Genomic DNA, 26,292 nt, shown 5'->3' with positions numbered 1-26,292 from the left:
CGGTTGCGCCGGCCGGACATATCGGTCAAGTCTCGGGCTGGTGCGGGGGCAGGGCTGCCGCGCCGCTGTCCGCCTCCGGCTGCGGGGGCCATCCCGAGGGAGAGGCGATGACGCCGGTTCCGCCCGCCGCTCCGCAGCGGCCCGATCCAGATCACGTTGCCGCGCATGACACTGCCTGGCTGCTGGTGCAGATCCGCTGGGTGGCGATCGCCAGCCAGTTCGCCGCCACCGTCTATGCTGCGCAGGTGCTGGGCATCGACCTGCCGCGCGGCGAGATGGCCACGGTCTCGGCGCTGCTTGTCGCCTTCAACCTGCTCACCGCGCTGTCGCTGCGGCCGAAGGGGCCGCCGGTGCCCGACTGGGTGATTGCCGCGCAGCTCGGCTTCGACACGCTCGCCGGCACGGTGCTGCTGGCGCTGTCCGGCGGTGCGCAGAACCCCTTCACGCTGCTGCTGCTGGTGCCGGTGATGCTGGCGGTGTCGCTCTGTGCCCCGTCGCGGGCCTTGCCGATCTACCTGCTCGCCAATGCCTGCGTCTGGGGGCTGACGTTGCTGCCCGCATCGTCCGGGCGCGGTGGCGGGGCGATCTTCCTCGCCTTCATCCTCGCCTCGACCATCCTCAGCTGGTTCACCCTGCGCCTGCGCGCGAATCTCGCCGCCCGCGCCGCCGCGATCGAGGCGTTGCGCCGCGAACGCGCCGAGGCCGATCAGCTGGTGGGGCTTGGCCTTCTGGCCTCGGGCATGGCGCACGAGCTCGGCACGCCGCTGACCACGCTTGCCGTCACCCTCGACGACTGGGCCGATCTCGGCCTGCCCGACGAACCCGACCGCGGCGCGGCGCTGAGCGCGATGATCGCCGAGGTGAAGCGCTGCCGCGAGATCGTCAGCCGTACCCTGCGCGCCGCCGGCCGCGAGCGTTTCGAGGCCGCCGCCGAGGCCTGCGCCGAGACCGAATTCCGCCGCCTGCTCGCGCTGTGGAGCACAACGCGCGACCGCGCCCCGGTGCCGCTCACCATCGCTCCGGGCACGCGGGCGCGCTTCCTGACCGAACCGATGTTCGAGGCGGCGGCGCTCAACCTGCTCGACAATGCCGAGGCGGCGGCGCCGGGCACGCTGTCGGCCACGCTGACGGTCACCGCCGGGGAGGTCGTCTTCACCCTGACCGACCGCGGTCCGGGCTTTCCGGCCGCGGTGCTCGACCATCCCGGCGCGCCCTTCGTCTCGGGCAGCCCCGAGGCCGGCCGCGGCCTTGGCCTCTTCCTCACCCGCAATGCGCTTGCCCGTCTCGGCGGGCGGATGGAGCTTGCCAACAGCGACAGGGGCGCGGTGATCCGCATCACCCTGCCGCGCCTCGACCGCGACGGAGACCTTGCATGACCGATGACGCCCCCCGCCGCCTGCTGATCGTCGAGGATGACGCCCGTCTTGCCGCGACGCTTGCCGAATCCTTCCTGCGCCGCGGCTATCAGGTGCAGGTCGCCGCGCGCGAGGCGGGCGCGCTCGAGACCGCGCGGCGCCACCCGCCGACCCATGCGATCGTCGATCTGAAGCTCGCCGAGGGCTCGGGGCTTGGTGTCGTGCAGGGGCTGGCCGCGCGCGACCCGGAGACCCGGATCGTCGTGCTGACCGGCTTTGCCGCGATCTCGACCGCGGTCGAGGCGATCAAGCTCGGCGCCACGCAATACCTTGCGAAACCCGCGACCGCGCGCGAGATCGAGGCCGCCTTCGGCCATCGCGCGGGCGAGGCCCTGCCCGAGATCGAGGCGCCGCAGACCGGGCTGCGCGAACAGGAATGGGAGCTTATCCAGCGCACCCTCGCCGAGGCCGACTTCAACATCTCCGAGGCGGCGCGGCGGCTCGGCCTGCACCGGCGCACGCTGGCGCGCAAGCTGGCGGCGCGGCGCGAGGGCGGCGAGGCGGAATGAAAAGGCCGCCCGGGGTAAGGAGACCCGGGCGGCGAGTGAACCCAAGACCAAAGGGACGCGGTCAGGGCTTTGCGGCGGCTGGACCCCGCCGCGAAGGGGGTGGGGTCACGGCTTCGGGTCGTGACCGCCGATCATCTTCCGATCGTTGAGCATTTCGAGCCACATTGCGTTAGCGACGGCGATGAGGGCAGCGAGGGGGAGGCCGAGGATCCAGGCGAAGTACCACATGGGATGCGTCCTTTCTCAGTAGGCGTTCTTGTTTTCGGTGACTTCGGCGACGGTGACCTTGCCCCAGAGGACCTTGTAGACCCAGGCGGTGTAGGCAAGGATGATCGGCACGAAGATCACCGAGACGACCAGCATCACGAACAGCGTCTGATGCGAGGAGGAGGCGTCCCAGACGGTGAGCGAGGCGTCGGGCTGGATCGAGGAGGGCAGGATGAAGGGGAACATCGTCAGCCCGACCGAGGCGATCACGCCAAGGATCGCGAGGCCCGAGAAGATCAGCGCCGCGCCGCTCGCCTTGCGCATCGCCACGATCGCCAACGCCATACCGGCGATGCCCAGACCCGGGGCGATCGCGATCCAGGGCCGCAGCGCATAGGCCGCAAGCCAGGAGCCCTGATGCGCAACGGTGCTCAGCAGCGGGTTCGAGGGCCCGTTCGCCGCGACCTCGGAGGTGAGCGCATAGCCCGGGATGCCGTAAGCCAGCCAGACGCCCGCGAGCGCATAGGCGAGGATCGCCACGATGCCCGCGACCGAACCGATCGCGATCGCGCGGCGCTGCACCGGGCCCTCGGTCTTCAGCGTCAGCCAGCCCGCGCCATGCAGCAGCAGCATGGTCAGCGAGACGACGCCCGCGAGCAGCGCGAAGGGGTTCAGCAACCCGAGGAACTTCGCATAGAAGGCGCCGGGGTAGAGCGGCATCAGATCCTCGGTGATCTGGAACGGCACGCCCTGCAGCACATTGCCGACGGCGACGCCGAAGATCAGCGCCGGCACCGCGCCGCCGACGAAGAGCGCCCAGTCCCAGCCGTTGCGCCAGGCATGGCCCTCGCGCTTCGAGCGGTACTTGAAGCCCACCGGGCGCAGGATCAGCGCCGCGAGCACCGCGAACATCGCCAGGTAAAAGCCCGAGAAGCTGACCGCGTAAAGCGGCGGCCAGGCGGCGAAGATCGCGCCGCCGCCGAGGATGAACCACACCTGGTTGCCTTCCCAGACCGGGCCGACGGTGTTGATGACGACGCGGCGCTCGTCATCGGTCTTGGCGACGAAGGGCAGCAGCGCCCCCACGCCCATGTCGAAGCCGTCGGTGGCGGCAAAGCCGATGAGCAGCACGCCGAGGAGCCCCCACCAGATCACCCGCAGCACATCGAGACTGATCAGATCATGCAAAATCATGGTGTCTTACTCCGCAGGCATGGTGACGGCATCGTCCGAGGTCTTCAGCCGCGCTTCGTGGCGGCGCATCCAGTCCTCGGTCTCGGCGACGTCCTGATAGGGGCCCTTGCGGATGTATTTCACCATCAGCCCCATCTCGATGATGAAGAGCACGGTGTAGAAGAGCACGAAGCCCGCAAGGGTGATCGCGAGATCAGCGACCGAGAGATGGCTGACCGAGAGCGCGGTCGGCAGCACGCCGTCGACCGTCCAGGGCTGGCGGCCGAATTCGGCGGTGAACCAGCCGAGCTCGGCGGCGATCCAGGGCGCGGGGATGACGATGACGGCCAGCCGCAGCGCCCAGCGGGGATAGCGCATCCCCTTGAAGTTCGAGACCACGAAGAAATAGCCCAGAACCGCGATGAAGGAGAAGCCGAGCGCCACCATGATCCGGAACGACCAGAAGATCGGCCAGACCGTGGGCACGGTGTCATTCGCGGCCTGCACGATCTGCGCCTCGGTCGCCTGACGCGGGTCGTCGACATAGCGCTTGAGCAGGAACGCAAAGCCCAGATCCTTCGAGTGTTCCTCGAAGGCGGCGGTCTCCTCGGGCGTGACATTGCCCTTCGCCGCGCGGATCTGCATCAGCGCGTCATAGGCGAGGATGCCCGAGCGCACGCGGGTCTCGGCCTGGCTCACCAGCTGGTCGATGCCGGGGATTTCCTCGGTCAGCGAGCGGGTGCCGAGAAGCCCCATCGCGAAGGGGATCTTGACCGCGTAATGGGTCTCGCGCGCCGCCTGGTCGGGGATGCCGAAGAGGGTGAAGGAGGCGGGGGCGGGTTCGGTTTCCCACATCGCCTCGATCGCGGCGAGCTTCATCTTCTGGTTCAGCGAGGCGTTGTAACCCGACTCGTCACCGAGGATGACCACCGAGAAGGACGAGGCGAGACCGAAGGCCGCCGCCACCGCGATCGAGCGGCGGGCAAGCTCCAGATGGCGCCCCTTCAGCATGTACCAGGCCGAGACGCCAAGCACGAAGATCGAGGCGGTGACATAGCCCGCCGAGACGGTATGGACGAATTTCGCCTGCGCGACCTCGTTGAACAGCACCTCGAAGAAGGAGGTCATCTCCATGCGCATGGTCATCGGGTTGAACTCGGCGCCCACCGGGTTCTGCATCCAGCCATTGGCGATCAGGATCCACAGCGCCGAGAAGTTCGAGCCGATCGCGACGAGCCAGGTGACGGTGAGATGGCCGACGCGGGAAAGCTTGTCCCAGCCGAAGAACATCAGCCCGACGAAGGTCGCCTCCATGAAGAAGGCCATCAGCCCCTCGATGGCGAGCGGCGCGCCGAAGATGTCGCCGACATAATGGCTGTAATAGCTCCAGTTCATGCCGAACTGGAATTCCATGGTGATGCCCGTCGCCACGCCGAGCACGAAGTTGATGCCGAACAGCGTCGCCCAGAACTTCGTCATCTGCCGCCAGATCGGCCGCCCGGTCATCACATAGACCGTCTCCATGATCGCAACCAGGATCGACAATCCCAGCGTCAGCGGCACGAAGAGGAAGTGATACAGAGCCGTCATCGCAAACTGAAGTCGCGACAGCTCCACAATATCAAGGTCCATCCGTCTTTCTCCAACCTGATGCGCCGCCCTCCCGGGGGGAGGCGGCAGCTGCGGGCATCATGGTCAAAACGGCGCGACTTGCGCCCCTGCGCCTTGCCGCAGGTGGGCAAATTGTCCAAGGGGCGGGGAAAGGGGGCGGGGCGCTCAGGGGGCCTTTGCCATCGCCGCCTGCGCCACCTCGGCCATGGGCAACGGCGGCGGGGCGGGGGACCAGCCGAGGCCGAGGCTCTTGTTCAGGCCGATATAGGCGGTGGCGAGTTCCGTCCGGCCCTGGCTGAGGGCCAGGTCGATCTGCAGCTGGGCGCGCTGGATGTCGAGCTGGTCGATCACCGAGAGCGTGCCGGCGCCGGTCATCTGCGCGGCAAGTTCGGTGGCCTTCGCGGCCTCGGCGCTGGCGGTGGCCAGCCGCGCGACCGAGGCGCGGCGCTTCTCGAAGGCCGAGAGCGATCCCTCGGCATCGGCAAGCGCGGCGAGCACCGTCTGGCGATAGCCCGCGAGCGCCTCGTCACGGACGCCTGCCGCCTGCGCGAGCGCCGCATCCTTGCGGCCGAAATCGAGCGCGTTCCATTGCAGCACCGGGCCGACGGCCAGGCCGAGCCCGTCCGAGCGCAGCACCGCGCCGGGCGTGCCGCCGGCGGTCGAGACGAGGCCCATGAAGGTGATCTTCGGAAAGAAGCTGGCGGCGGTCTCGCCGATCGCGGCGCTCGAGGCGGCGAGCCTGCGTTCGGCCTCGCGGATGTCGGGGCGGCGGCGCAGCATGTCGGCGGGGTTGCCGATCGCCACCTTGCGCGGCGGGCGCGGCACGGCGCGGGGGCGGGCGAGCTCGGGGGCGAGCGCGGCGGGCGTGGTGCCGGTCAGCACCGCCAGCTGCGCCGTCAGCGCGTCGACCTGCGCCTCGATCAGCGGGATCTGCGCCTCGGTCGCGGCGGCATCGGCGCGCAGCCGGGCGATATCGAGCGCATTCGTCACGCCCTGCGTCGCGGCGCCCTCGCTCAGCGTCAGCCCGCGCTGTTTCAGCGCGACCGAGCGGCGGGTGATGGCGAGCGCGTCCTGCGCGCCGCGCAGCGCGACATAGGCGCGCCCGACCTCGGCGGCGAGCTGCACCTGCGCATCGGCGAAGGCCGCTTCGGCGGCCTCGGCCTGGGCCCGGCCGCGTTCGGCCGCGCGGCGCTTGCCGCCCAGAAGGTCGGCCTCCCAACTCGCATCGAAGCCGGTGAAATAGATGTCGTTCTGGACGTCCGAGGGCAGGGTCAGCGGCAGCCCGGGAACCAGCACGCTGCCCCCGGCCTCGCCGGTGCCGATCCGGGTGTCGAGCGCCCCGCCCAGCACCGCGCCCGCCGGGTTCAGGTTCGCGACCGCCCCGGCATAGGCGGCGCGCGACTGCGCGAGCCGGGCGCGGGCGACCGCGAGCGCCGGGCTGTCGGCGCGGGCGCGGGCGATCAGCCGGGTCAGTTCGGCATCGTTGAACCCCGTCCACCACTCGGCCGGCGGATTGGCCGCCACCGTCGCCGGCTGCCCGTGCTGGAACCGCGCGGCGAGGTTCGCCACGACCGGCGGGCCCTGATAGTCGGGGCCGAGGGGGGCGCAGGCGGCAAGGCAGAGGAGAAGCGGCAGGGAACGCATCGGGGGCACCTAATGGATCGCGAGGCCGGCGCCCTTCGGCAACGGCCGCAGCAGCACGGCAAGCGGAATGCAGACGAAAAGCAGCAGGGCGAAGACGTAGAAGAGGTCGTTGAAGGTCATCACCAGCGCCTGTTCGGTGATGACGCGGGCGGCCAACTGAAGCTTCAGTGCGAGCGCCTGCGGCGTGCCGCCATCGCCGTGCAGCAGCCCCTGCAATTGCGGCGAGCCGGCGGGGAGCGCCTCGGCCAGACGCTCGGCATGGAACGAGCCGCGGCGGTCCTGCAAGGTGGCGATCATCGACAGCCCGACCGAACCGCCGAGGTTGCGCGCCGCGTTGAACAGGCCCGAGGCATCCTCGGCCTTCTCGGGCGGCACGGAACTGGCCGCGGCCTGATTGAGGAACAAAAGCGCGAAGCCCTGACCGAAGCCGCGCAGCACCTGCGACAGGGTGAAGTCATCGCCCGAGGATTGCGCGGTCAGCGTGATGTCGACCCAGCAGCCCCAGGCGAAGAGCGCCATCCCCCCGGCGACGGCAAGGCGCAGGTCGAGATGGCGCACGAGCCAGGGGAAGAACGGCATGATCATCATCGTCGGCACGCCCGAGATCAGCACGATCACCCCCGATTGCTGGGCGTTGTAGCCGGGCACCGCGGCCAGGAACTGCGGGATCAGGTAGAGCACGCCATAGAGCCCCGCGCCAAGGCTGAGGCTGAGCACGAAGACGCCGAAGAAGGCGCGCCCCTTCAGGATGCTGAGATCGATCACCGGCTCGGCCGCGCGTTTCTGCCCGATCAAGAGGGCAATCAGGCCGAGCACCGTCGCCGCGCTCAGCCCGCGGATCAGGGGCGAGTCGAACCACATGTCGCGCTGCCCTTCCTCAAGCACCACGGTCAGCGCGCCAAGCGCCAGCGACAGGCCGAAGATGCCCAGCCAGTCGGCGCGCCAGAAGGCGGCGGGATTGAGCCGTTCCTTGTGCAGGCCGAAGAACAGCAGCCCGACAAGGCCGACGCCGACCGGGATGTTCAGGAAGAAGGCGTAATGCCAGCTCACATGCTCAGTCAGCCAGCCGCCGAGCAGCGGCCCGACGACCGGGCCCAGAACCGCCGTCATGCCGAAGAGCGCGATGCCGATCGGCTGTTGCGCGGGTGGCAGCCGGGTCGAGACGATGGTGAGCGCGGTCGGGATCATCGCGCCGCCGAAGAAGCCCTGCCCGATGCGCCCGACGATCATCATCGTCAGCGACGACGACATCCCGCACATCACCGAGAAGGCGGTGAAGAGCACGGTCGAGAGCAGCAGGAAATCGCGGATGCCGAAGATCCGGCTGAACCAGCCGGTGAGCGGGATCATCACGATCTCGGCCACCAGATAGGCGGTGGAGACCCAGGTCGCCTCGGTCGGGCTGGCGCCGATCTCGCCCTGGATCACCGGCAGCGCGGCATTGGTGATCGAGATGTCGAGCGTCGCCATCAGCGCGCCGATGGTGCCCGCCGCGACCGACAGCCAGGCCTGCGCATCGGCCCGGGCCGGGGCGGCGGCCTGACCCGCGGTCAGGCTCATTCGGCGGCCCCGCTGCGAGTGTCGACCTTCGCCGTCACCGACAGGCCGGCCAGCAGCCGGTCCTGCACCGCCGGATCGGGGGTGATCGCGATCCGCACCGGCACGCGCTGCACGATCTTGGTGAAGTTGCCGGTGGCGTTCTGCGCCGGCAGCAGCGCGAATTGCGCGCCGGTGCCGGGCGAGAGGCTTTCGATCTTGCCCGCGAGCGGATGGCCCGGCAGCGCGTCGACGTCGATCTCGACGCTCTGGCCCGGGCGCATCGCACCGACCTGCGTCTCCTTGAAATTGGCGACGAGGTAGAGGTCTTCGGGGATCAGCGTCATCAGCTGCGTGCCGGCGCCCACAAGCGCGCCGGGCGTCACCGTGCGGTCGCCGACGATGCCGGCGAAGGGCGCGCGCACGACGGTGTTCTTCAGATCGAGCCGGGCCTTCTCGCGTGCGGCCTCGGCCTGGGCGATGGCGGCCTTTGCCTGGCCGATGGCGGCGGCGGCGGTGCGGGCGGCGGCCTCGGCCGAGGTGATCTGCGCGTCCGCCACCTGCAATTGCGCCGCGGCCTTGGCGCGCGCATTTGCCAGTTGCGACATCTGTTCGGCGGTGGCGGCGCCGGTCGCCGCAAGCGGGGTGTAACGGGCGATCTGGCTTTCGGCAAAGCCCGCATCGACCTCGGCCGCGGCGCGGCCGGCCTTCGCCTGGGCGATGGCGGCGGCGGCGCGGGTCGCCTCGGCCTCGGCGCGGTTCAGATCGGCCCCGGCCGCCGCGACCAGCGCCTCGGCTTGGGCAAGCTGGACCCGGTAATCGGCGTCGTCGATGCGCACGAGGGCCGCGTCCTTCGCGACCCGGGCATTGTGGGCGACCAGCACCTCGGCCACATAGCCGCCAAGTTTCGGCGCGATCGCCACCTTGTCGGCCTGCAGATAGGCGTCGTTCGTCTCTTCGATGAAACGGCCCTCGGTCCAGTAGCCGTATCCCCACCAGAGCGTGGCGGCGAGCGCGGCAAGGGCCAGAAACGTCAGCTTGCCGCGATACTTGCGCCAGTCTTCGGTGGCGGGGGCGGTGCCGCTGTCGGTGCTGTCTTGCAAGGTCATCCCCGGGTCAATCCATCCCTTCGCTCCCGGCGCGGGGCCGGGAATACACCCTTGCGTAGCACGCAGGCCGATGGCTCGCCACGGTTTGATCGCCGCAGTGCCGCAGTGCGGGCGGTGACGTAGGGTCGCGTGTCCCGGCGTTCCCGGCGCGACACGCGGTGCGCTGGACGGCGCGGGCCACATGGGTGACAACAGGGACGAAAGCCCTACACTTGCGGGGTCTGTTCTCGTGAAAGGTGCCGGATGCCCCCCCGCAATTCCCTGACGACCGGCCCGATCAACGCCGCGCTTCTGCTCTTCGCCCTGCCCACCCTCGGCTCCTCGGTGCTGCAATCCGCGAACGGCTCGATCGACGCGGTCTGGATCGGCCGGCTGCTGGGCGAGAATGCACTTGCCGCCACGACGAACGGCAATCTGGTGATGTTCCTGCTCACCTCCTTCGTCTTCGGCTTCGGCATGGCGGCGACGATCCTGATCGGCCAGTCGATCGGGCGCGGCGACATCGAGGCCGCGCGCGAGGTGGTGGGCACGGCGCTTGGCACCTTCGTGCCGGTGGCGATCGCGGTGGCGGTGCTGGGCTGGATCTTCGCGCCCGAGCTGCTGGCGCTTCTGGGCACTCCGGCCGAGACCGCGCCGCTCGCGCTCGATTTCCTGCGGGTGATCTTCGTCGCGATGCCGGCGATCCTGATGCAGACGATGCTGATGATGGCGCTGCGCGGTTCGGGCGACTCGCTGACGCCGCTGATCTTCATGGCGCTCGCCGTGGTGCTCGACATCGGGCTGAACCCGGTCTTCATCCTGGGCCTTGGTCCCATCCCGGCGATGGGGATCGGCGGTTCGGCCCTGGCGACGGCGGTGGCGAATGTCATCAGCCTAGCCGGGATGCTGACCTACATCTACGCGCGCGACCTGCCGTTGCGGTTGCGCGGCGCCGAGCTGCGGCTGTTGCGTCCGGATCTCGCGGTGCTGAAGCTGCTGCTCGAAAAGGGCCTGCCGATCGGCGTGCAGATGATCGTTGTCTCCTCCTCGATGCTGACGATGCTGAGCCTGGTGAACGCGCATGGCGTCGACACCACCGCGGCTTTCGGCGCGACGCAGCAGCTGTGGACCTATGTGCAGATGCCGGCGATGGCGCTTGGCGCGGCGGTGAGCGCGATGGCGGCGCAGAACATCGGCGCGGGCCGCTGGGACCGGGTCAGCCGGATCACCCGCGCGGGTCTGCTGTTCAACTTCCTGCTGACCGGCACGCTGGTTGCGGTGCTGATGGCGGCCGACCGGCAGGCGATGGAGATCTTCCTCGGCACCGGCAGCCCGGCCATCCCGATCGGCCAGCACATCGGCCGCATCGCCACCTGGGGCTTCGTCGCCTTCGGCTTCACCATGGTGCTGTTCGGCACGGTGCGGGCGAACGGGCAGGTGGTCTGGCCGCTGATCATCCTGTTCATCTCGATGTACCCGGTGCGGCTCGGCTTTGCCTTCGGCCTGTCGCGCTGGCTTGGCGCCGATGCGCTGTGGCTGTCCTTTCCGGCCTCGATGCTGTCGACGCTGCTGATGGCAAGCCTGCTTTACCTGCACGGTGGCTGGCGCAAGGCGCCGGTGATGGCCTTCGACGGCACCGCCGAGGCGCTGGCCGCAAGCACGGGCGAGGGGGCACCTCCCCCTCGCGACTGACCCTTTCCCTCCCCAACTGTCAGGAGATGTCGATGAAACTGAACGTGGTGATCTGCTCGACCCGCCCGGGCCGCAACGGCAAGCCGGTGGCGGACTGGTTCTTCGCCCATGCGGTGGCGAACAAGGGCGGCTTCGACGAGGTGGTGCTGACCGACCTCGCCGAGGTCAACCTGCCGCTGCTCGACGAGCCGAACCATCCGCGGATGAAGAAATACACCCAGGAGCACACGAAGCGCTGGAGCGCGATCGTCGAGGGCTCGGACGCCTTCGTCTTCGTGATCCCGGAATACAATTTCACCGCGCCGCCGGCCTTCGTGAATGCGGTCGATTACCTCTATTCCGAATGGGGCTACAAACCCGCGGGTTTCGTCAGCTATGGCGGGATCTCGGGCGGGCTGCGCTCGGTGCAGACGGCGAAGACGATGCTGACCACGCTGAAGGTGATGCCGGTGCCCGAGCAGGTGGTGATCCCGATGGTCTTCGGCCATCTCAAGGACGGGGTGTTCGAGGCCGAGAAGCCGCATCTCGACAGCGCCGATGCGATGGTGGCCGAGCTGGCGAAATGGGCCGCCGCGCTGAAGCCGCTGCGCTGAGCGCCACGGGCGGCAGGGGACATTCCCTGCCGCCTTCCCGGTGACTGCCGCGGGCGGGAATTCCGGCCCCGATTTTCGCGTGCACGTTGCAGGGCCGGGGGGGCGATGCCTATATTGGCCCCAACCGCCTGTTGAGGCGACAGAATTGGACGAACCCCCATGGCAGAGACAAGCGTCAGAGACCCCTATGAAGTGCTCGGCGTGGCGAAGATGGCCACGGAAGCCGAGATCAAGAAAGCCTATCGCAAGCTCGCGAAGGAGCTGCACCCCGACCTGACCGGCGGCGACCCGAAGAAGGCCGACCGCTTCAAGGAGGTGTCGGCGGCCTACGACCTGCTGCGCGATGCCGAGAAGAAGCGCCGCTATGACGCGGGCGAGATCGACGCGAGCGGGCAGGAAAAGCCGCAGCGGCAATATTACCGCTCCTATGCGGAACATGATCCGTCGCAGCGCTATGAATTCGAGGGCGGCTTCGACGACCTCGGCGACATCTTCTCGCGCGCCTTCCGTGCGCAGGGTGGCGCGGGGCGGGGCTTCGGCGGTGCCGGCGGAGGGTTCGAGCAGATGAAGATGCGCGGTCAGGACCTGCATTTCCACCTCGAGGTCGGCTTCCTCGACACGGTCACCGGCGCGAAGAAGACGGTGACCCTGCCCGAGGTCGGCCGCGTCGAGCTGACGATCCCGGCGGGGATCGAGGACGGCCAGAGCCTGCGTCTTGCCGGCCGCGGCGGGCCCGGCGCGAACGGCGGGCCGGCGGGCGATGCGCTGGTGCGGATCTCGGTCGCGCCCGATCCGGTCTTCAGCCGTGACGGCGACGACGTGGTGATGGAGCTGCCGATCTCGATCGACGAGGCGGTGCTGGGCGGGCCGGTCGAGGTGCCGGTGCCGGGCGGGCGCGTCAAGCTGAAGGTGCCGGCGCATTCAAGCTCGGGCCGGGTGATGCGGCTGCGCGGCAAGGGCGTGCAGCGCGCCCATGGCACGCCGGGCGATCTGCGCATCACGCTGAAGATCGTGCTGCCCGAGGACGAGGACGCGGCGCTCGCCGAGGCGGTCAAGGCCTGGCGGGCGAAGCATCACTATGATCCCCGCGCCGGATGGAAGGGAGAGCGCTGATGATGACCGAAGCCGAACTCCTCGACCGGATCGGGCGGCTCAGCGCCGAACGCCTCACCCTGTGCGTCACCCGGTCCTGGGTGCGGCCGCGCCTGTCCGAGGCCGGCCCCGCCTATGACGAGACCGACCTTGCGCGGCTGCGCCTGATCGTCGAGCTGACCGAGGACATGGAGGTCAACGACGAGGCGGTGCCGCTGATCCTCGGCCTGATCGACGAGGTCAGCGCGCTGCGCCGGCGCATCCGTGCCCTCGATGCCGCGCTGGGCGCCGAGGGGCCTGCGGTCTGCGACGCGGTGATTGCGCGGCTGCGCGCGCTGCACGGCGACGGGGTGGCATGAGCCGCGGCCCGGGCAGGGCGGGCGGATGAACGGCGAGGCCCTCGCCTTTCTGGTCACGGCGGGGCTGCTGGCCCTGCACGGCTCGGCTTTCCTGCTCGCTTTCCGGGCAATGCGCTTTGCCCGCACGCCGCAGGGCGCGGTGGGCTGGACGGTGTTCCTGCTGGCGCTGCCCTATGTCGGCGTGCCGGCCTATCTGATCTTCGGCGATTTCCGCTATCCGGCGATGATCCGCGCCCGCCAGCTGTCGGAACTGGCCGCCCGCGTGGCCGAGGCGCCGCAGGCCGCGCCGCCGCCGCCCGTGCTTGCCCCCGAGACGCAGGGCATCCGCGCCGGTTTCGAGGCGATCGCCGGGCGCGCCGCCGCCTCGGGCAACCGTGTCGCGCTGCTGACCGATGGCGCCGAGGTGTTCGAGACCCTCTTTGCCGCGATTCGCGCCGCGCGCCGCTATGTGCTGATCGAGACCTACATCCTGCGCGACGACGGCCTTGGCCGGGCGCTGCAGGAGGCGCTGATCGCCAAGGCGCGCGAGGGGGTGCGGGTCTGCGTGCTTTACGATCCCTTCGGCAGCTATGGGCTGCACCGCAGCTATGTCGCGCGGATGCGCGAGGCCGGGGTCGAGATCACCAACTTCCACGCCCGCCACCCGCCGCGCGCCCTTGCGCCGCTGCGGGTGAACTTCCGCAATCACCGCAAGATCGCGGTGATCGACGGCGAGGTGGCCTTCACCGGCGGCTACAACATCGGCGACGAATATGTCGGTCGCAACCCGCGGCTTGGCCCCTGGCGCGACACGATGGTGCGGATCGAGGGCGGCGCGGTGGCGCAGCTGCAGCTCCACTTCGCCGAGGACTGGCACTGGGCGACCGGCGAGCTGCCGGCGCTCGACTGGACCCCGCGCGATGTGCCCGAGGGCGTTCAGGCGCTTGTGCTCGCCTCGGGCCCCTCGGATGCGCAGGAGACCGGCACGCTCTATTTCGCGCAGGCGATCACCGCGGCCCGCAAGAGGTTGTGGATCGCCTCGCCCTATTTCACTCCGGATACAGGGCTGCGCCAGGCGCTGCGGCTGGCCGCGCTGCGCGGTGTCGACGTGAGGGTGCTGATGGCGGGGCGGCGGGACCATTGGCTGGTCTGGCTGGCGGGCTTCGCCTTTCTCGAGGAGATGCGCGGCTCGGGCGTGCGGGTGCACCGCTATGACGCGGGCTTCATGCACCAGAAGGTGGTGCTGATCGATGACGAGATTGCCGCGATCGGCAGCCACAACCTCGACAGCCGGTCCTGCCGGCTGAACTTCGAGGCGAGCGCCGTGGTCTTCGATCCGGCCACGGCCGGGCAGGTGGCGCGGATGCTGGAGCGCGACTTTGAGGCGGCGCCGCTGTGGCAGGGGCCGCTCGCCGGCGCGCCGCTCTTCGTGCGGCTGGCCGCCCCGGTCGCCCGGCTTTTCGCGCCGATCCTGTGATCTCAGGCGGTGACGCGGGCCCAGATCTCGCGGATCTGGTCGGGCAGCGACATCGGGTCGAAGGGCTTCAGGATCACCTCGGCCGCGCCGATCTCGCGCAGCCGGTCGAAATCGGCACGCGAGGCCTTGGCGGTGACGAAGATGATCGGCACCGCCTCGTAGCCCGGGATTTCGCGCAGGCGGTGGAAGGTTTCCTCGCCATCCATGTCGGGCATCATCACGTCGAGAAGGATCAGATCGGGCTTGAGCGTGGGGGCCGCGTCAAGTGCGGGCTGGCCGCCCTCGAACTGGTTCACCGAGAAGCCGCCGACGAGTTCGAGCGACATCCGCGCAATCTGCCGGATATCGGCGTCGTCCTCGATATGCATGATCTCGCGCAGATCTGCCATGCCCCAGCGTCTCCCCATTCCATTCGATCACACGCCGTGCGGCGCGCGTCTGAAAACCAATAACCATGTTAAGCCGGTTCCGCCGCGGAAGGCAATCGCCGCCGCCGCGGAACCGGCGCAGCTCAGCCGGCGCGGCGATGGTCCCAGGCGGGGAAGGGGTCGGCCAGATCGACCCAGGCCTCGGGCAGGAAGAACTCGGTCGGCAGCAGCGCCGCATCCAGTGCCGCGGTGATCGCCGCCCGGTCGAGCCCGGCGCCGATGAACACCAGTTCCTGACGCCGGTCGCCCCAGGGCTCGACCCAGTTCCGGGCAATCTCGGCACGGGCTTCGGGATGGGCGGGGCGGCGGTCACGCGGGACGGCGGCCCACCACTGGCCAAGCGGGCGCACGGTCGCCGCGGCCCCGGCGAGCGAGAACTCCGCCGCCCAGTCCGGCCGCGTCGCCACCCAGAAATGTCCCTTCGCGCGGATGACGCCGGGCAGATCGCCGGTCAGCACCGCGTGGATGCGGCCCGGGTCGAAGGGCAGGCGGGCGCGGTAGACGAAAGAGGAAATGCCGTATTCCTCGGTCTCGGGCACGTGTTCGGCAAAGCCATACAGCTCCTTCGCCCAGAGCGGATGCTCGGAGGCGGTGTCGAAATCGAAGCGCCCGGTGTTCAGGATCTCGTCGGGCGCGACGGCGCTGAAATCCGTCTCGATCAGCTTCGCATCGGGGTTCAGCGCCTTGACGATCTTGCGCGCCGCTTGGCGCCGCGCGGGGCCGGCGTCGCTGACCTTGTTCAGCACCACGACATCGGCAAACTCGATCTGCTCGGTCAGCAGGTCGACCAGCGTGCGCGTGTCGCCCTCGCCCAGGCTTTCGCCGCGGTCGGAGAGGAAATCGGCGCTGGAAAAGTCGCGCGTCAGGTTGATCGCATCGACCACCGTCACCATCGTGTCGAGCCGCGCGACATCCGACAGGCTCTCGCCCGCTTCGTCGCGGAAGTCGAAGGTCGCGGCGACGGGCAGCGGCTCGGCGATGCCGGTGCCCTCGATCAGCAGGTAATCGAAGCGGCCCTCTTCGGCCAGCTTGCGCACGCCCTGCAACAGGTCGTCGCGCAGGGTGCAGCAGATGCAGCCGTTCGTCATCTCGACCAGCTTCTCCTCGGCGCGGTCGAGCGTGGTGCCGTCGCGCACCAGATCGGCGTCGATGTTCACCTCGGACATGTCGTTGACGATGACCGCCACGCGCCGGCCCTCGCGGTTGTTCAGCACGTGGTTCAGAAGCGTAGTCTTGCCGGCGCCGAGGAAGCCCGAAAGCACGGTGACGGGAAGGCGGGGGTCGCTGGGGCGGGTCATGGGGGCCTCATGAATGTTATGATATAACGTAATTACATCGCGCCGGCCGAAGACGCAATCCTGCCCTTGTGGGCCGGGGCGCATTCCCGCGGCGCGCAACCGCTGCGCGCCCCTTTGCAAGGTGATGAAACTCGCGGCATTCTTGGGGAGCATGGGGTGCGCTTGCCCGCCCGGCCCTCGCCATCCGCGGGCGCGGCCCCTAGAGAGAAGACGGAAACGGACGTGCCGCGGCGCGTCCCCGAACGGCACGAGGCGGTGATGGGATATCAGGCGACGGCACGGGGAGAGCGGTTCCGTTTCGGCACGCTGGCCGCGGTGATGGCGGCGGCAACGCCGGAGCGGTCGGGCGATGCGCTGGCGGGGATCGCGGCGACAAGCGCGCTCGAGCGGGTCGCGGCGCGGCGGGTGCTGATGGATCTGCCGCTTGCGACCTTCCTGACCGAGGCGCTGGTGCCCTATGAGGTCGACGAGGTCACGCGGCTGATCCTCGACACGCATGACGCGGCCGCCTTCGCGCCGTTCCGCTCGATGACGGTGGGCGAGCTGCGCGACTGGCTGCTTTCGCCCGCGGCGACGGCCGAGACCCTGCGCGCCGCCGCGCCCGGCTTCACCCCGGAGATGGTCGCGGCGGTCTCGAAGCTGATGCGCAACCAGGACCTGATCCGCGTCGCGCGCAAATGCGAGGTGGTGACGGCGTTTCGCAACACGCTGGGCGCGCGCGGCACGCTTTCGACCCGGTTGCAGCCGAACCATCCGGCCGACGACCCGAAGGGGATCGCGGTGTCGATCCTCGACGGGCTGCTGCATGGCGCGGGCGATGCGGTGATCGGCATCAACCCGGCCTCCGACAACCTCGGCAATTGCCACGACCTGCTGGTGGCGCTCGACGAGCTGCGGCAGAGCTTCGACATCCCCACCCAGAATTGCGTGCTGACCCATGTCACGAATTCGGTGCAGCTCCTTGAGGCCGGGGCGCCGGTCGATCTGATCTTCCAGTCGGTCGCGGGCACCGAGGCGGCGAACGACGGCTTTGGCGTCAACCTGTCGATCCTGCGCGAGGCGCAGGAGGCGGGGCTTGCCGCCGGGCGCGGCACGATCGGGCAGAACGTGATGTATTTCGAGACCGGGCAGGGCGCGGCGCTGTCGGCGGGGGCCCATCACGGCGTCGATCAGCAGACGCTCGAGGCGCGGGCCTATGCCGTGGCGCGGGCCTTCCCGCCGCTTCTGGTCAACACCGTGGTGGGCTTCATCGGGCCCGAATACCTCTATGACGGCAAGCAGATCATCCGTGCCGGGCTCGAGGATCATTTCTGCGGCAAGCTGCTCGGCCTGCCGATGGGGGTGGACGTGTGCTACACGAACCATGTCGAGGCCGATCAGGACGACATGGACACGCTCGCCACGCTGCTGGTCGACGCGGGGGTGAACTTCCTGATCACCGTGCCGGGGGCGGATGACGTGATGCTTGGCTACCAGAGCCTTGCCTTCGACGACATTGCCTATCTGCGCGAGCTGAGCGGGCGCAAGGCGGCGCCCGAGTTCGAGGCCTGGCTCGATCGGTTCGGGCTGGCGCGCGAGGGGGGCACGACGCGGGCGCTGCCCGATCCGGCGGGAATGGCGCGGCGTCTGGGGCTGACGGCATGACGGGGGATGCGATGGACAAGGCGCGCGGGAAGGTTGCGGTTTTCGAGGCGCTGGCGCGGCTGACGCCGGCGCGGGTGCGGCTGGATGCGTCGGCGCGGCCGGTGCCGCTGGCCGATCTGATGGCCTTTCAGGAAGATCATGCCGCGGCGCGCGACGCGATCCACGGCCGTGTCGGTTGGGATGCGCTGGCGCGGGCGCTGGCGCCGCTGGCCACGCTGCGGGTGGCGAGTGCGGCGACCGAGCGGGCGGTCTATCTGCGCCGCCCGGATCTTGGCCGGCAGCTGGCCGCGGGGACGGATCTGCCGCGGCTCGACTGCCCGCTGCTGATCGTGATCGGCGACGGGCTGTCGGCGCGCGGGGTCGAGGCGAATGCGGCGGCGCTGGTCGCGGCGCTGGTTGCGCGGCTGCCCGAGCTGGCCGAGGTGCCGGTGATCCTGGCCGAGGGGGCACGGGTGGCGCTTGGCGACGCGATCGGAGCGGCGACCGGCGCCGGGATGGTGCTGATGCTGATCGGCGAGCGGCCGGGGCTGACGGTGGCGGACAGCCTGGGCGCCTATCTGACGTTGGCGCCGCGGGCGGGGCTGCGCGACAGCGCGCGCAATTGCGTGTCGAACATCCATGGCCATGGCGGCCTTGGCCCGGAGGCCGCGGCCGATCGCCTTGCCTGGCTTGTCGGTGCCGCGCGTCAGCTCGGCGCGACCGGCGTTGCGCTGAAGGACGAAAGCGGCAGCGCAGCGGCCCTGCAGGCGGACTGAGGCCGGGTCAGGCGAGCAGGTCATAGCTGTGCCCCCCGATCTGCAGCCAGATGTGATCCTGCGCCGCGCCGTCGACCAGCGTCCAGACCTGCGCCCCGGTCGGTTCGTGGATCACCAGAACCTCGCGGATCTGCGCATCGCCCGCCCCCGGCACCGTCGCCAGGCGCAGCTCGAAATCATCGACCGAGGCGGTGCTGTCGCGGAAGATCAGCACGTCGCCGTCGGCACTGCTGTAGTCGCCGATGCGGTCGCAGCCCGCGGCCGCGGTGCCGTCGTGATAGAAGCGGTCCGCGCCCCAGCCGCCGCGCAGCAGATCGTTGCCGTCGCCGCCGTTGAGGAAGTCGGTGCCATTGCCGCCGACAAGCGTGTCGTTGCCCGCCCCGCCCTGCAGCGTGTCATTGCCGGCATCCCCCCAGAGCCGGTCGTTGCCGATGCCGCCGGCCAGCCGGTCGGCGCCGAAGCCGCCCCGCAACGTGTCGTTGCCGCCGGCGCCGAAAATCATGTCATTGCCGCCGCCGCCGGCGATCCAGTCGTGCCCGGCGTTGCCCTGAAGGCTGTTGCCGAGGGCGTTGCCGACGATGCGTCGCCCCATGGTGCCGATCACCGTCAGCGCCTCGACCTGCGGCGCCCAGATCGACATGTCGTAACTGCTTTGCGCCCGGATCAGGTCGGTGCCGCCCCCCGTCGCCTCGATCACCATCGTCTGGGGCGACAGCACGGTATAGGTGTCGTCCCCGCCGAAACCGGCAAAGGCGAGGGGCGGGATCTTCGGGTCGCCGCCGGCCGCGGCGGGGATCTGCACGGCGGCGAACACGTCGTCCCCGTCGGTGCCCATGGTCACCCGCGCGGCCGCGGCGCTGGTGCCCGAAAGCAGGCTGTCGGCGGTGGCCGTGACCAGCGCGTTCACCAGCGTCTGGCTGTAATGCAGCGCGTCGACGAACATCGCGCCGGGGTGGATGCCTGCCTGCGCCGCGACGAGATCGACATTCACCAGCTGCACCCGGTCATCCGTGGCGGCCAGCGCCTGCTGCTCGCCGACGATCGTCGACCAGGCCGCACGGGTCGATGCGGGCGCATAGCTGGAGAGCTGCAGTGTCGCCACGTCGAAATCGTAGAACTCCGCCCCCCGGCCGGCAAAGCCGTCGTGCAGATGCGCCTCGATCCGATCGAAAAGCGCCTCTGCCTTCTCCGCATAAAGGCTGCTGCGGGCGCAGGCGAGCGTGTCGGCCTCGCCCTGCACCCAGATGATCCCCTCGAGATGGGCGCTGCCGTCGCGGCGCAGCGCCGCGTCCAGCGCATCGAGCAGCGCCCTCGGCAGGTCGTTGCCCTGATACCAGTCGGTGTCCCCCCCCCGCCCCCAGGTCAGCGGCGCCCCGGCATCCGCGATGGTGAGCACGGTGCAGCCCGGGTCGCGCGCCTGCAATTCCGCCGTCATCTCGTCGGCGATGTTGTTGGCGTTGCTCTGCCCCGCGATGATGTAAATTCCGGACATGGCGTGTCTCCTGCTTCGGAGGGAGACTGCGCCTCGGGCGGTTAAGGGTTTCCTATTTGTTCCGCCAATTTTGCTCGGGATTTATCGCGCTTTTTAATCGACTTCAGGCGTCGAGGGCGCCGAGGATCTGGTCCAGGATGCGTGCGCCGAAGGCCGCATTGGCGTGGAGGAAATCCCCCTTCGGCTGCACTTTGTCGAGGTCGATCAGCCGCTTGGCCCGGCTGGTGAAGGCCTCGGGTGTGAGGATGAAATCGACCGTCGTGTCCTCGGGCTGAGGCAGGAAGCGCGCGCCGAGATCGGCGAAGGTGCGCGACGCGACATCGGCGAACCCCGCCGCGGCAAGGGGGGCCATGTGCCCCCGGATCGCGCGCAGGAAGCCCGCCCCGGCCGTCCCCATGGTCCTGAGTCGCTCTGACGGGAAAGGCTGCGGCACGACCAGCATCGGCCGCGCGCCGAGCCCCGGCATGGCCTGCAGCGCCGCCACCATCTGCCCGCCGTTCGCGCCCCGCAACCCGTCGGCCAGCGCCGCCTGCAGGCAGCGCTCGGTGATCTCCTGCGCGCCGCGGCGGTTCGGGTCGGGCCAGCCGAGCACGTGGCACTTGTTCAGGATCGCGATCATCAGGAACGGGCTGACCTCGGCGCCGATCACCACGCGGGCGTCATACTCGGCCAGATCGAAGCTGTCCCTCAGCCCGAGCCGGGCGAGATAGCCGCGGAAATCGTCATTGCCGGCCTCGATCCGGGTGCCGTCGATGCGGTAGTCCTTCACCCCGCTGCCGCCGCGCACGAAGAAGTCGATCTGGTGCGGAGAGCTGTCCTGCACCTGTTTCCAGGCCTCGATCAGGCAGGCGGAATGCGAATTGCCGGTGACGAAGATCTTCATGTCCGTGATGCGTCCAGCAGGATTTCGTCACACACCGTGTCGGGCTCCTCGGCGGCCGTGTCGGGCAGCGTGCGGCTCAGCCCCGGTTGGGCGGCGAAGAAGGTCGTCATGATCTCGGCCACCACCTCGTCCTTCACCTCGCGCTGGCCGGCGTCGAAGGCGTCGCGCAACAGCGGGTTGGCGGTGGCGATCTCGTAGGAGGGGAAATAGTCGCAGCCGGGCAGGGCGGTGACGACCTCGTCGACCGCCGCGCGCAGCACCGATTTCGAGCGGATGGTGGCCGGCAGCACATGGCCGCCGGTCGCGGTCGCGGCAAGCGGCACCGGCGAGACGGTGAAGAGGAAGCGCAGGTCGGGCGTGTAGGCGCGCACCAGCGCGATGAAGCGCGTCAGTTCCGACACCACCTCGCTCACCCCGGTGTTGTGGAAGCGGTGCTCGGGCGCGCCGAAGGCCGGATCGACCGTCGCCGGACAGAGCTGATAGACGGTGCCGGTCTCGGCATGTTCCCAGCGTTCCGTCAGCCCGAGGGTGAAGACGAAGACCGAGGCCTCGGTGAACAGCCGCCGCACCTGGCGCAGGTGCGAGCGCCGCGCCGTCACCACATCGGCACGGCGCGCAAAGCCGCCCGGTTCGATCCGCGGCCGCAGCCCGTCGAACCAGGCGCCGTCCTTCGTCCACAGCGTGTCTTCGCGGACATGATCCGAAAAGGCGTCCTCGGCCAGCTGCAGCAGCTGCGCGGTGGTGTAGATATTGCCGTAGCGCGCCGAATAGAGCCCATAGCCGAAGCCGGTCCCCGTCGTCTCGCTCATCCCCGGGGGCGCGGGCTCGAGGTCGAGGAAGCGCGCGTCCGAGCGCTTCAGCTCGCGCCCGATCTTCTGCGCGAAACAGCTGCCCGCGGTGGCGATCGGCTCGCCCGCCTCGATCGTCACCGTGGGCTGGTAGATCTCGGCAAAATCGAAACGCGGGCTGCGCAGGCAGCGACGCCAGAAGCAACGGTCGGGCAGGTCTGAATAGATCGACATCGGCGGGACATTCCCGAATTCGCGGCACAAAGGATTTGCCGAAGAAGGCCACGGAAATCGGGCCGTTTCAAGGCTCTGGCGGCGGGGCGGTGACTCTGCTGCGAGGCGATTGACATGCGGTCCATTCGTGTCACGCTTGCGTGTGACGCCGGAAAGCCATTGCTGCGTCGCAGAAACTGTCACATAGTTTTGCGGAACTGACATGAAACCGTATCGCTTGCGGCGCATTGGGGGTCAGGAAGCAGAAGGAAACCGTCATGCCCGAAACCGCGCCCCAGACGATCCGCAAGAGCTATCGCACCCTCTTCGTGTCCGATCTGCATCTCGGATCCAGAGGCAGCCGGGCGGCGCGTTTCCTTGACTTCCTGAACCGCACCGAGGCCGAGACGATCTATCTGGTGGGCGACATCCTCGACATCTGGCACCCGGGCCGCGTGCACTGGGGCGAGGTGCATGACGCGATCATCGAAGAGCTGAGTGCGCGGGCGCGGGCGGGCGTGCGGGTGGTCTATCTGCCGGGCAACCACGATGCGGCGCTGCGCCTGCACGAGGGGCCGATGTTCGGTGCCTTCGAGCTGCGCGAGACCGACGTGCACCGGGCGGCGGACGGCATGCGCTATCTGATCCTGCACGGCGACCAATGCGACGCGCGGATCTTCCGCTGGCATGTGATGACCCGGATCGGCAGCCGCGCCGATGCCACGCTGCGCGCCGCCGATCAGTGGCTGAAGCTGCACCTGCATCGCACCTCGGAGCGCGGGCTGTTCGAGCTTGCGATCATGGGGGTGAACGCGCTGATGCTGGTGGGCAACAAGTTCGAGGAACGGCTTTCCGCGCTTGCGCGCGAGCGCGGCCACGACGGCGTGATCTGCGGCCACTACCACAAGGCGGCGCTGCATCACCGCGACGGGCTCGTCTACGCGAATTGCGGCGATTGGGTCGACAACCAGACCGCCCTTGTCGAAACCGCCGATGGCTCGCTGAAGATGCTGGAATGGTCGGGCGAGACGCAGAGCGCCGAGCTCTGGACCCCCGCCGCCGAGCGGAGCCGCCGCGCATGACCGCCCTTGTCATCCTGCTGTCGGTCTTTGTGGCGGTGACGCTGGCGCTGCACCTCGCCTCGGCCGTGCTGACCGCGCGACGCTATCTGCACCTCACCCCCGTGCGCCCGATCCCCGGCCGGCCGATGGTCAGCCTGATCCGCCCGGTCTGCGGCCTCGACCTGCATGACGAGGAGACGCTCGGCTCCTCCTTCCGGCTGAGCTGGCGCGACCTCGAGGTGATCTTCTGCGCCGCGCATGAAAGCGATCCGGCGGTGGCGCTGGTGCGCCGGCTGATCGCCGAGAACCCGCAGGTGAACGCACAGCTGCTGATCGGCGAAAGCGGGCTGAGCGGCAATCCGAAGCTCAACAACCTCGAGAAGGGCTGGCGCGTCAGTCGCGGCGCCTTCGTCGCGATGACCGATTCCAACCTGCTGCTGCCCGTCGATTACATCGAGCGGCTGCTGTCGGTCTGGCAGCCGGGCACGGGGCTGGTGTCCTGCCCGCCGGTCGGCATCCGCGGCGAGGGGATGGGCGGCGCGCTCGAATGCGCCTTCCTGAACAGCTTCCAGGCGCGCTGGCAGCTGGCGGCCGACAGCCTTGGCGTCGGCTTTGCGCAGGGCAAGACGCTGTTCTGGCGCCGTGACGTCCTGGAACATGCCGGCGGCCTCGTCGCGCTTGGCCGCGATCTGGCCGAGGACGTCGCCTCGACCAAGGCGGTGCGCGGGCAGGGGCTGGTGGTGCGTCTGGCGCGCGAGCCCTTCGCGCAGCCGATCGGGCCGCGCAGCCTGCGCGCGGTCTGGGACCGGCAGCTGCGCTGGGCGCGGGTGCGGCGCGACGGCTTTCCGGGCCTGTTCGTGGCCGAGATCCTGCTCGGCCCCTGGCCGCCCGTCGCCGCGCTGATCGCGCTGGGCGGTCTGGCCGGTCTGGGCTGGGCGCTGCCCTTCCTCGCGCTCTGGTATGGGGCCGAGATCGCGCTGTGCCGCATCGCCGGCTGGCCCTGCGGGCCGCGCGACATCGCCGCGATGGGGCTGCGCGACCTGCTGCTGGCGCCGCTCTGGGTGACCACCTGGATGCGCCGCGGCTTCGAGTGGCGCGGCACCGCGATGGGCGGGCTCGAGGCGGCGCGGGCCGGGGGCGCCGAGGCATGAGCCGACGGCTGAGCTGCGTGATCCCCGCCTTCAACGAGGCGCCGCGCATCGCCACCGTGCTGCGCGAGGTGCTGGGCCACCCGGCGATCGACGAGGTGATCGTGGTCGACGACGGCTCATCCGACGGCACTGCGGACGCTGCCGCGGCGGTCGAGGGCGCGCGCCTCATCCGCCTGCCCGAGAACCGCGGCAAGAGCTGGGCGGTCTCGGTCGGCATCGAGGCGGCGACGCACGAGCTGGTCATGCTGATCGACAGCGACCTGATCGGCCTTGGCCCGACCGCGCTCGAGGCGCTGATCGCGCCGGTGCGCGAGGGGCGGGCCGATGTCTCGATCAGCCTGCGCGGCAATTCCCCCTGGCCCTGGCGGGCGATCGGGCTTGATTACATCTCGGGCGAGCGGGTGATGCCCAAGGCGCTGATCGGCGAGACCGGCGCGCTGCGCACGCTGCCGCGCTTCGGGCTCGAGGTCTATCTGAACCGGCGCTGGATCGGCAGCCGGCAGCGCATCGCCGTGGTGCGCTGGCCCGAGGTCGCGAGCCCTTGGAAGGGGGCGAAACGCGGCCGCTGGGAGGGCGTGAAGGCCGATGTGCGGATGCTGGCCGACATGTTCCGCACCGTGCCGCTGCACGCGGCCGCGGCGCAGATCCTCGCCATGCGCCGCCTGCGCGCCTGACCTCTCCAGACCGGCCGGCCAAACGAAAACCCCGCGCCCTTCCGGACGCGGGGTCTTTTCTTTCTCGTGCGAGGGGCTCAGCCCTGCTTGCCGGCCTCGAGCGCGTCCTCGAAGGTGCGCAGCCCGGTGCGCGGCGCCTGCACCAGCACCGCCATGTTGCCGGGCTTGTGCTGGTTGCGCAGCATCTTGGTGTGGGCCTTCGGGATCTCGTCCCAGGGGAAGACCTCGGACATGCACGGGTCGATGCGGCGCTCGATCATCAGCTTGTTCGCCGCCGAGGCCTGCTTGAGGTGCGCGAAGTGGCTGCCCTGCAGGCGCTTCTGGTGCATCCACATGTAGCGCACGTCGAAGGTGCAGTTGAAGCCCGAGGTACCGGCGCAGATCACCACCATGCCGCCCTTCTTGCACACCAGCGTCGAGACCGGGAAGGTCGCCTCGCCGGGGTGTTCGAAGACCATGTCGACGCTCACGCCCTTGCCGGTGATGTCCCAGATCGCCTTGCCGAACTTGCGCGCTTCCTTCAGCCAGGTGTTGTACTCTTCCGAGTTCACCTTGGGCAGCTGACCCCAGCACTTGAAGTCCTTGCGGTTGATCACGCCCTTGGCGCCGAGCGACATCACGAAGTCGCGCTTGTCCTCGTCCGAGATCACCCCGATCGCCGAGGCGCCGGCCGCGTTCACCAGCTGGATCGCGAAGGAGCCGAGGCCGCCCGAGGCGCCCCAGACCAGCACGTTCTGGCCCGGCTTCAGGTCATGCGGCTCGTGGCCGAAGAGCATGCGATAGGCGGTGGCGAGGGTCAGCGTGTAGCAGGCCGATTCTTCCCAGGTGAGGTGCTTCGGACGCGGCATCAGCTGCTGCGCCTGCACGCGGGTGAACTGCGCGAACGAGCCGTCGTTCGTCTCGTAGCCCCAGATCCGCTGGCTGGGCGAGAACATCGGGTCGCCGCCGTTGCATTCCTCGTCGTCGCCGTCGTCCTGGTTGCAGTGGATCACGACCTCGTCGCCCACCTTCCAGCGCTTCACCTTGTCGCCGACCTTCCACACGATGCCGGCCGCATCCGAGCCCGCGATGTGATAGGGCTGCTTGTGGCCGTCGAAGGGCGAGATCGGCACGCCGAGGCCGGCCCACACGCCGTTGTAGTTCACGCCGGCGGCCATCACGAGCACCAGCACCTCGTTGCTGTCGATTTCCCAGGTCGGCACGACCTCGACCTGGAACGACTGCTCGGGCTCGCCGTGACGCTCACGACGGATCGCCCAAGCGTACATGTTCTTCGGAACATAGCCGAGGGGCGGCATCTCGCCGATTTCGTAGAGGTCCTTCTCGGGCGCATCATAAGGGGCGATCCCGGTGTTCACGTCGAGGGCCATGAGCATCTCCTGTTGTCGTTGCCGCGCCGCAGAATCGGGCGGGGATTGCAGACCGAAATAATATTGCTCGCGCAATAATGCAATGCTCGAAGTTGTGATTTTGTAATTTTGTGTCCCTCCCGTTTCGGCCGCGGGCAGAAACCGGCAAGTCCATGCTGCA

At 69.3% G+C, this 26,292-nt stretch carries 24 protein-coding genes; 12 read left to right on the top strand and 12 right to left on the bottom strand.

The genetic code is table 11. The features are described from left to right. The first annotated feature begins 107 nt into the window (after window positions 1-107). Together AC0QTQ_RS17325 and AC0QTQ_RS17320 are read left to right on the top strand one after the other, a co-directional pair. On the top strand, window positions 108-1,376 hold the full coding sequence (locus tag AC0QTQ_RS17325; RefSeq protein ID WP_480257601.1) for an ATP-binding protein: 1,269 nt from the start codon (window positions 108-110) through the stop codon (window positions 1,374-1,376). Beyond that, the gene (locus tag AC0QTQ_RS17320; protein ID WP_480257600.1) at window positions 1,373-1,924 is read left to right on the top strand and encodes a response regulator transcription factor; all 552 of its coding nucleotides are present in this window, start codon (window positions 1,373-1,375) and stop codon (window positions 1,922-1,924) included. Before AC0QTQ_RS17325 ends, AC0QTQ_RS17320 begins: the two co-directional genes overlap by 4 nt. A gap of 105 nt (window positions 1,925-2,029) precedes the next feature. Here AC0QTQ_RS17320 and cydX read toward each other — a convergent pair whose 3' ends face one another. From cydX to AC0QTQ_RS17290, 6 genes are all read right to left on the bottom strand, one after another. Then, a complete protein-coding gene (gene cydX, locus AC0QTQ_RS17315; protein WP_113901938.1) occupies window positions 2,030-2,152 on the bottom strand; it encodes a cytochrome bd-I oxidase subunit CydX in 123 nt (40 codons plus the stop codon). Window positions 2,153-2,167: 15 nt separating this feature from the next. Continuing rightward, window positions 2,168-3,325: a cytochrome d ubiquinol oxidase subunit II gene (cydB, locus tag AC0QTQ_RS17310; RefSeq protein ID WP_480257599.1), complete on the bottom strand. Its 1,158-nt coding sequence runs from the start codon at window positions 3,323-3,325 to the stop codon at window positions 2,168-2,170. Window positions 3,326-3,331: 6 nt separating this feature from the next. Continuing rightward, complete coding sequence (locus tag AC0QTQ_RS17305; RefSeq protein ID WP_480257598.1) at window positions 3,332-4,936, bottom strand: cytochrome ubiquinol oxidase subunit I; 1,605 nt, start codon at window positions 4,934-4,936, stop codon at window positions 3,332-3,334. Between the two features lie 144 nt (window positions 4,937-5,080). Further along, complete coding sequence (locus AC0QTQ_RS17300; protein ID WP_480257597.1) at window positions 5,081-6,559, bottom strand: efflux transporter outer membrane subunit; 1,479 nt, start codon at window positions 6,557-6,559, stop codon at window positions 5,081-5,083. A gap of 9 nt (window positions 6,560-6,568) precedes the next feature. Further along, complete coding sequence (locus AC0QTQ_RS17295) at window positions 6,569-8,119, bottom strand: DHA2 family efflux MFS transporter permease subunit (protein WP_480257596.1); 1,551 nt, start codon at window positions 8,117-8,119, stop codon at window positions 6,569-6,571. Next, a complete protein-coding gene (locus AC0QTQ_RS17290; RefSeq protein ID WP_480257595.1) occupies window positions 8,116-9,204 on the bottom strand; it encodes an HlyD family secretion protein in 1,089 nt (362 codons plus the stop codon). Before AC0QTQ_RS17290 ends, AC0QTQ_RS17295 begins: the two co-directional genes overlap by 4 nt. A 243-nt stretch (window positions 9,205-9,447) precedes the next feature. Between AC0QTQ_RS17290 and AC0QTQ_RS17285 the strand changes: the two genes are divergently transcribed. From AC0QTQ_RS17285 to cls, 5 genes are all read left to right on the top strand, one after another. Continuing rightward, window positions 9,448-10,875 (top strand): MATE family efflux transporter, encoded by a 1,428-nt coding sequence (locus AC0QTQ_RS17285; RefSeq protein WP_480257594.1) that lies wholly within the window; start codon window positions 9,448-9,450, stop codon window positions 10,873-10,875. A 32-nt stretch (window positions 10,876-10,907) separates the two neighbouring features. Beyond that, complete coding sequence (locus AC0QTQ_RS17280; protein WP_480257593.1) at window positions 10,908-11,468, top strand: NADPH-dependent FMN reductase; 561 nt, start codon at window positions 10,908-10,910, stop codon at window positions 11,466-11,468. 159 nt (window positions 11,469-11,627) lie between these two features. Beyond that, window positions 11,628-12,581 (top strand): DnaJ C-terminal domain-containing protein, encoded by a 954-nt coding sequence (locus AC0QTQ_RS17275; RefSeq protein WP_480257592.1) that lies wholly within the window; start codon window positions 11,628-11,630, stop codon window positions 12,579-12,581. After that, on the top strand, window positions 12,581-12,919 hold the full coding sequence (locus AC0QTQ_RS17270; protein WP_183077588.1) for a chaperone modulator CbpM: 339 nt from the start codon (window positions 12,581-12,583) through the stop codon (window positions 12,917-12,919). Before AC0QTQ_RS17275 ends, AC0QTQ_RS17270 begins: the two co-directional genes overlap by 1 nt. Before the next feature lie 25 nt (window positions 12,920-12,944). Continuing rightward, a complete protein-coding gene (cls, locus tag AC0QTQ_RS17265) occupies window positions 12,945-14,375 on the top strand; it encodes a cardiolipin synthase (RefSeq protein WP_480257591.1) in 1,431 nt (476 codons plus the stop codon). Between the two features lie 2 nt (window positions 14,376-14,377). Here the strand turns inward: cls and AC0QTQ_RS17260 are convergent, their stop codons facing one another. Further along, a complete protein-coding gene (locus tag AC0QTQ_RS17260; protein ID WP_480257590.1) occupies window positions 14,378-14,764 on the bottom strand; it encodes a response regulator in 387 nt (128 codons plus the stop codon). 122 nt (window positions 14,765-14,886) lie between these two features. Beyond that, window positions 14,887-16,101, bottom strand: a complete 1,215-nt coding sequence (locus tag AC0QTQ_RS17255) for a GTP-binding protein (protein WP_480257589.1) — start codon at window positions 16,099-16,101, stop codon at window positions 14,887-14,889. Window positions 16,102-16,359: 258 nt separating this feature from the next. On the opposite strand from AC0QTQ_RS17255, the gene AC0QTQ_RS17250 reads away from it, so the two are divergent. Next, the gene (locus AC0QTQ_RS17250; RefSeq protein ID WP_480259246.1) at window positions 16,360-17,745 is read left to right on the top strand and encodes an ethanolamine ammonia-lyase subunit EutB; all 1,386 of its coding nucleotides are present in this window, start codon (window positions 16,360-16,362) and stop codon (window positions 17,743-17,745) included. A gap of 11 nt (window positions 17,746-17,756) precedes the next feature. Beyond that, the gene (gene eutC, locus AC0QTQ_RS17245) at window positions 17,757-18,500 is read left to right on the top strand and encodes an ethanolamine ammonia-lyase subunit EutC (RefSeq protein ID WP_480257588.1); all 744 of its coding nucleotides are present in this window, start codon (window positions 17,757-17,759) and stop codon (window positions 18,498-18,500) included. A gap of 7 nt (window positions 18,501-18,507) precedes the next feature. On the opposite strand, the gene AC0QTQ_RS17240 is transcribed toward eutC, so the two are convergent. The 3 genes from AC0QTQ_RS17240 to AC0QTQ_RS17230 form a co-directional block, all read right to left on the bottom strand. After that, window positions 18,508-19,992, bottom strand: a complete 1,485-nt coding sequence (locus tag AC0QTQ_RS17240) for a calcium-binding protein (RefSeq protein WP_480257587.1) — start codon at window positions 19,990-19,992, stop codon at window positions 18,508-18,510. A gap of 103 nt (window positions 19,993-20,095) precedes the next feature. After that, window positions 20,096-20,875: a hypothetical protein gene (locus AC0QTQ_RS17235; RefSeq protein WP_480257586.1), complete on the bottom strand. Its 780-nt coding sequence runs from the start codon at window positions 20,873-20,875 to the stop codon at window positions 20,096-20,098. Further along, on the bottom strand, window positions 20,872-21,897 hold the full coding sequence (locus AC0QTQ_RS17230) for a GSCFA domain-containing protein (protein ID WP_480257585.1): 1,026 nt from the start codon (window positions 21,895-21,897) through the stop codon (window positions 20,872-20,874). The genes AC0QTQ_RS17235 and AC0QTQ_RS17230 overlap by 4 nt, the downstream gene beginning before the upstream one ends. A 257-nt stretch (window positions 21,898-22,154) precedes the next feature. On the opposite strand from AC0QTQ_RS17230, the gene AC0QTQ_RS17225 reads away from it, so the two are divergent. Genes AC0QTQ_RS17225 through AC0QTQ_RS17215 form a run of 3 tightly spaced genes read left to right on the top strand, consistent with a single transcriptional unit; the run spans window position 22,155 to window position 24,762 of the window. After that, a complete protein-coding gene (locus AC0QTQ_RS17225; protein ID WP_121533728.1) occupies window positions 22,155-22,958 on the top strand; it encodes a UDP-2,3-diacylglucosamine diphosphatase in 804 nt (267 codons plus the stop codon). Further along, on the top strand, window positions 22,955-24,088 hold the full coding sequence (locus AC0QTQ_RS17220; RefSeq protein ID WP_480257584.1) for a ceramide glucosyltransferase: 1,134 nt from the start codon (window positions 22,955-22,957) through the stop codon (window positions 24,086-24,088). The genes AC0QTQ_RS17225 and AC0QTQ_RS17220 overlap by 4 nt, the downstream gene beginning before the upstream one ends. Next, complete coding sequence (locus AC0QTQ_RS17215; RefSeq protein ID WP_121533726.1) at window positions 24,085-24,762, top strand: glycosyltransferase family 2 protein; 678 nt, start codon at window positions 24,085-24,087, stop codon at window positions 24,760-24,762. The genes AC0QTQ_RS17220 and AC0QTQ_RS17215 overlap by 4 nt, the downstream gene beginning before the upstream one ends. 77 nt (window positions 24,763-24,839) lie before the next feature. Here the strand turns inward: AC0QTQ_RS17215 and ccrA are convergent, their stop codons facing one another. Continuing rightward, window positions 24,840-26,132 carry a crotonyl-CoA carboxylase/reductase gene (gene ccrA / locus AC0QTQ_RS17210; protein WP_480257583.1) on the bottom strand — a complete coding sequence of 431 codons (1,293 nt, stop codon included), beginning with the start codon at window positions 26,130-26,132 and terminating at the stop codon, window positions 24,840-24,842. Window positions 26,133-26,292 lie beyond the last annotated feature (160 nt).

The organism is Paenirhodobacter sp. YD-8 (genome assembly GCF_056590935.1).
This window is presented reverse-complemented; position numbering and strand designations above follow the sequence as displayed.

Excerpts from the sequence above, each read along its gene's own strand:
- AC0QTQ_RS17325 (WP_480257601.1), top strand. The coding sequence starts at position 108 with ATGACGCCGGTTCCGCCCGCCGCTCCGCAGCGGCCCGATCCAGATCAC.
- AC0QTQ_RS17320 (WP_480257600.1), top strand. The coding sequence starts at position 1,373 with ATGACCGATGACGCCCCCCGCCGCCTGCTGATCGTCGAGGATGACGCC.
- cydX (WP_113901938.1), bottom strand. The coding sequence starts at position 2,152 with ATGTGGTACTTCGCCTGGATCCTCGGCCTCCCCCTCGCTGCCCTCATC.
- cydB (WP_480257599.1), bottom strand. The coding sequence starts at position 3,325 with ATGATTTTGCATGATCTGATCAGTCTCGATGTGCTGCGGGTGATCTGG.
- AC0QTQ_RS17305 (WP_480257598.1), bottom strand. The coding sequence starts at position 4,936 with ATGGACCTTGATATTGTGGAGCTGTCGCGACTTCAGTTTGCGATGACG.
- AC0QTQ_RS17300 (WP_480257597.1), bottom strand. The coding sequence starts at position 6,559 with ATGCGTTCCCTGCCGCTTCTCCTCTGCCTTGCCGCCTGCGCCCCCCTC.
- AC0QTQ_RS17295 (WP_480257596.1), bottom strand. The coding sequence starts at position 8,119 with ATGAGCCTGACCGCGGGTCAGGCCGCCGCCCCGGCCCGGGCCGATGCG.
- AC0QTQ_RS17290 (WP_480257595.1), bottom strand. The coding sequence starts at position 9,204 with ATGACCTTGCAAGACAGCACCGACAGCGGCACCGCCCCCGCCACCGAA.
- AC0QTQ_RS17285 (WP_480257594.1), top strand. The coding sequence starts at position 9,448 with ATGCCCCCCCGCAATTCCCTGACGACCGGCCCGATCAACGCCGCGCTT.
- AC0QTQ_RS17280 (WP_480257593.1), top strand. The coding sequence starts at position 10,908 with ATGAAACTGAACGTGGTGATCTGCTCGACCCGCCCGGGCCGCAACGGC.
- AC0QTQ_RS17275 (WP_480257592.1), top strand. The coding sequence starts at position 11,628 with ATGGCAGAGACAAGCGTCAGAGACCCCTATGAAGTGCTCGGCGTGGCG.
- AC0QTQ_RS17270 (WP_183077588.1), top strand. The coding sequence starts at position 12,581 with ATGATGACCGAAGCCGAACTCCTCGACCGGATCGGGCGGCTCAGCGCC.
- cls (WP_480257591.1), top strand. The coding sequence starts at position 12,945 with ATGAACGGCGAGGCCCTCGCCTTTCTGGTCACGGCGGGGCTGCTGGCC.
- AC0QTQ_RS17260 (WP_480257590.1), bottom strand. The coding sequence starts at position 14,764 with ATGGCAGATCTGCGCGAGATCATGCATATCGAGGACGACGCCGATATC.
- AC0QTQ_RS17255 (WP_480257589.1), bottom strand. The coding sequence starts at position 16,101 with ATGACCCGCCCCAGCGACCCCCGCCTTCCCGTCACCGTGCTTTCGGGC.
- AC0QTQ_RS17250 (WP_480259246.1), top strand. The coding sequence starts at position 16,360 with ATGGGATATCAGGCGACGGCACGGGGAGAGCGGTTCCGTTTCGGCACG.
- eutC (WP_480257588.1), top strand. The coding sequence starts at position 17,757 with ATGGACAAGGCGCGCGGGAAGGTTGCGGTTTTCGAGGCGCTGGCGCGG.
- AC0QTQ_RS17240 (WP_480257587.1), bottom strand. The coding sequence starts at position 19,992 with ATGTCCGGAATTTACATCATCGCGGGGCAGAGCAACGCCAACAACATC.
- AC0QTQ_RS17235 (WP_480257586.1), bottom strand. The coding sequence starts at position 20,875 with ATGAAGATCTTCGTCACCGGCAATTCGCATTCCGCCTGCCTGATCGAG.
- AC0QTQ_RS17230 (WP_480257585.1), bottom strand. The coding sequence starts at position 21,897 with ATGTCGATCTATTCAGACCTGCCCGACCGTTGCTTCTGGCGTCGCTGC.
- AC0QTQ_RS17225 (WP_121533728.1), top strand. The coding sequence starts at position 22,155 with ATGCCCGAAACCGCGCCCCAGACGATCCGCAAGAGCTATCGCACCCTC.
- AC0QTQ_RS17220 (WP_480257584.1), top strand. The coding sequence starts at position 22,955 with ATGACCGCCCTTGTCATCCTGCTGTCGGTCTTTGTGGCGGTGACGCTG.
- AC0QTQ_RS17215 (WP_121533726.1), top strand. The coding sequence starts at position 24,085 with ATGAGCCGACGGCTGAGCTGCGTGATCCCCGCCTTCAACGAGGCGCCG.
- ccrA (WP_480257583.1), bottom strand. The coding sequence starts at position 26,132 with ATGGCCCTCGACGTGAACACCGGGATCGCCCCTTATGATGCGCCCGAG.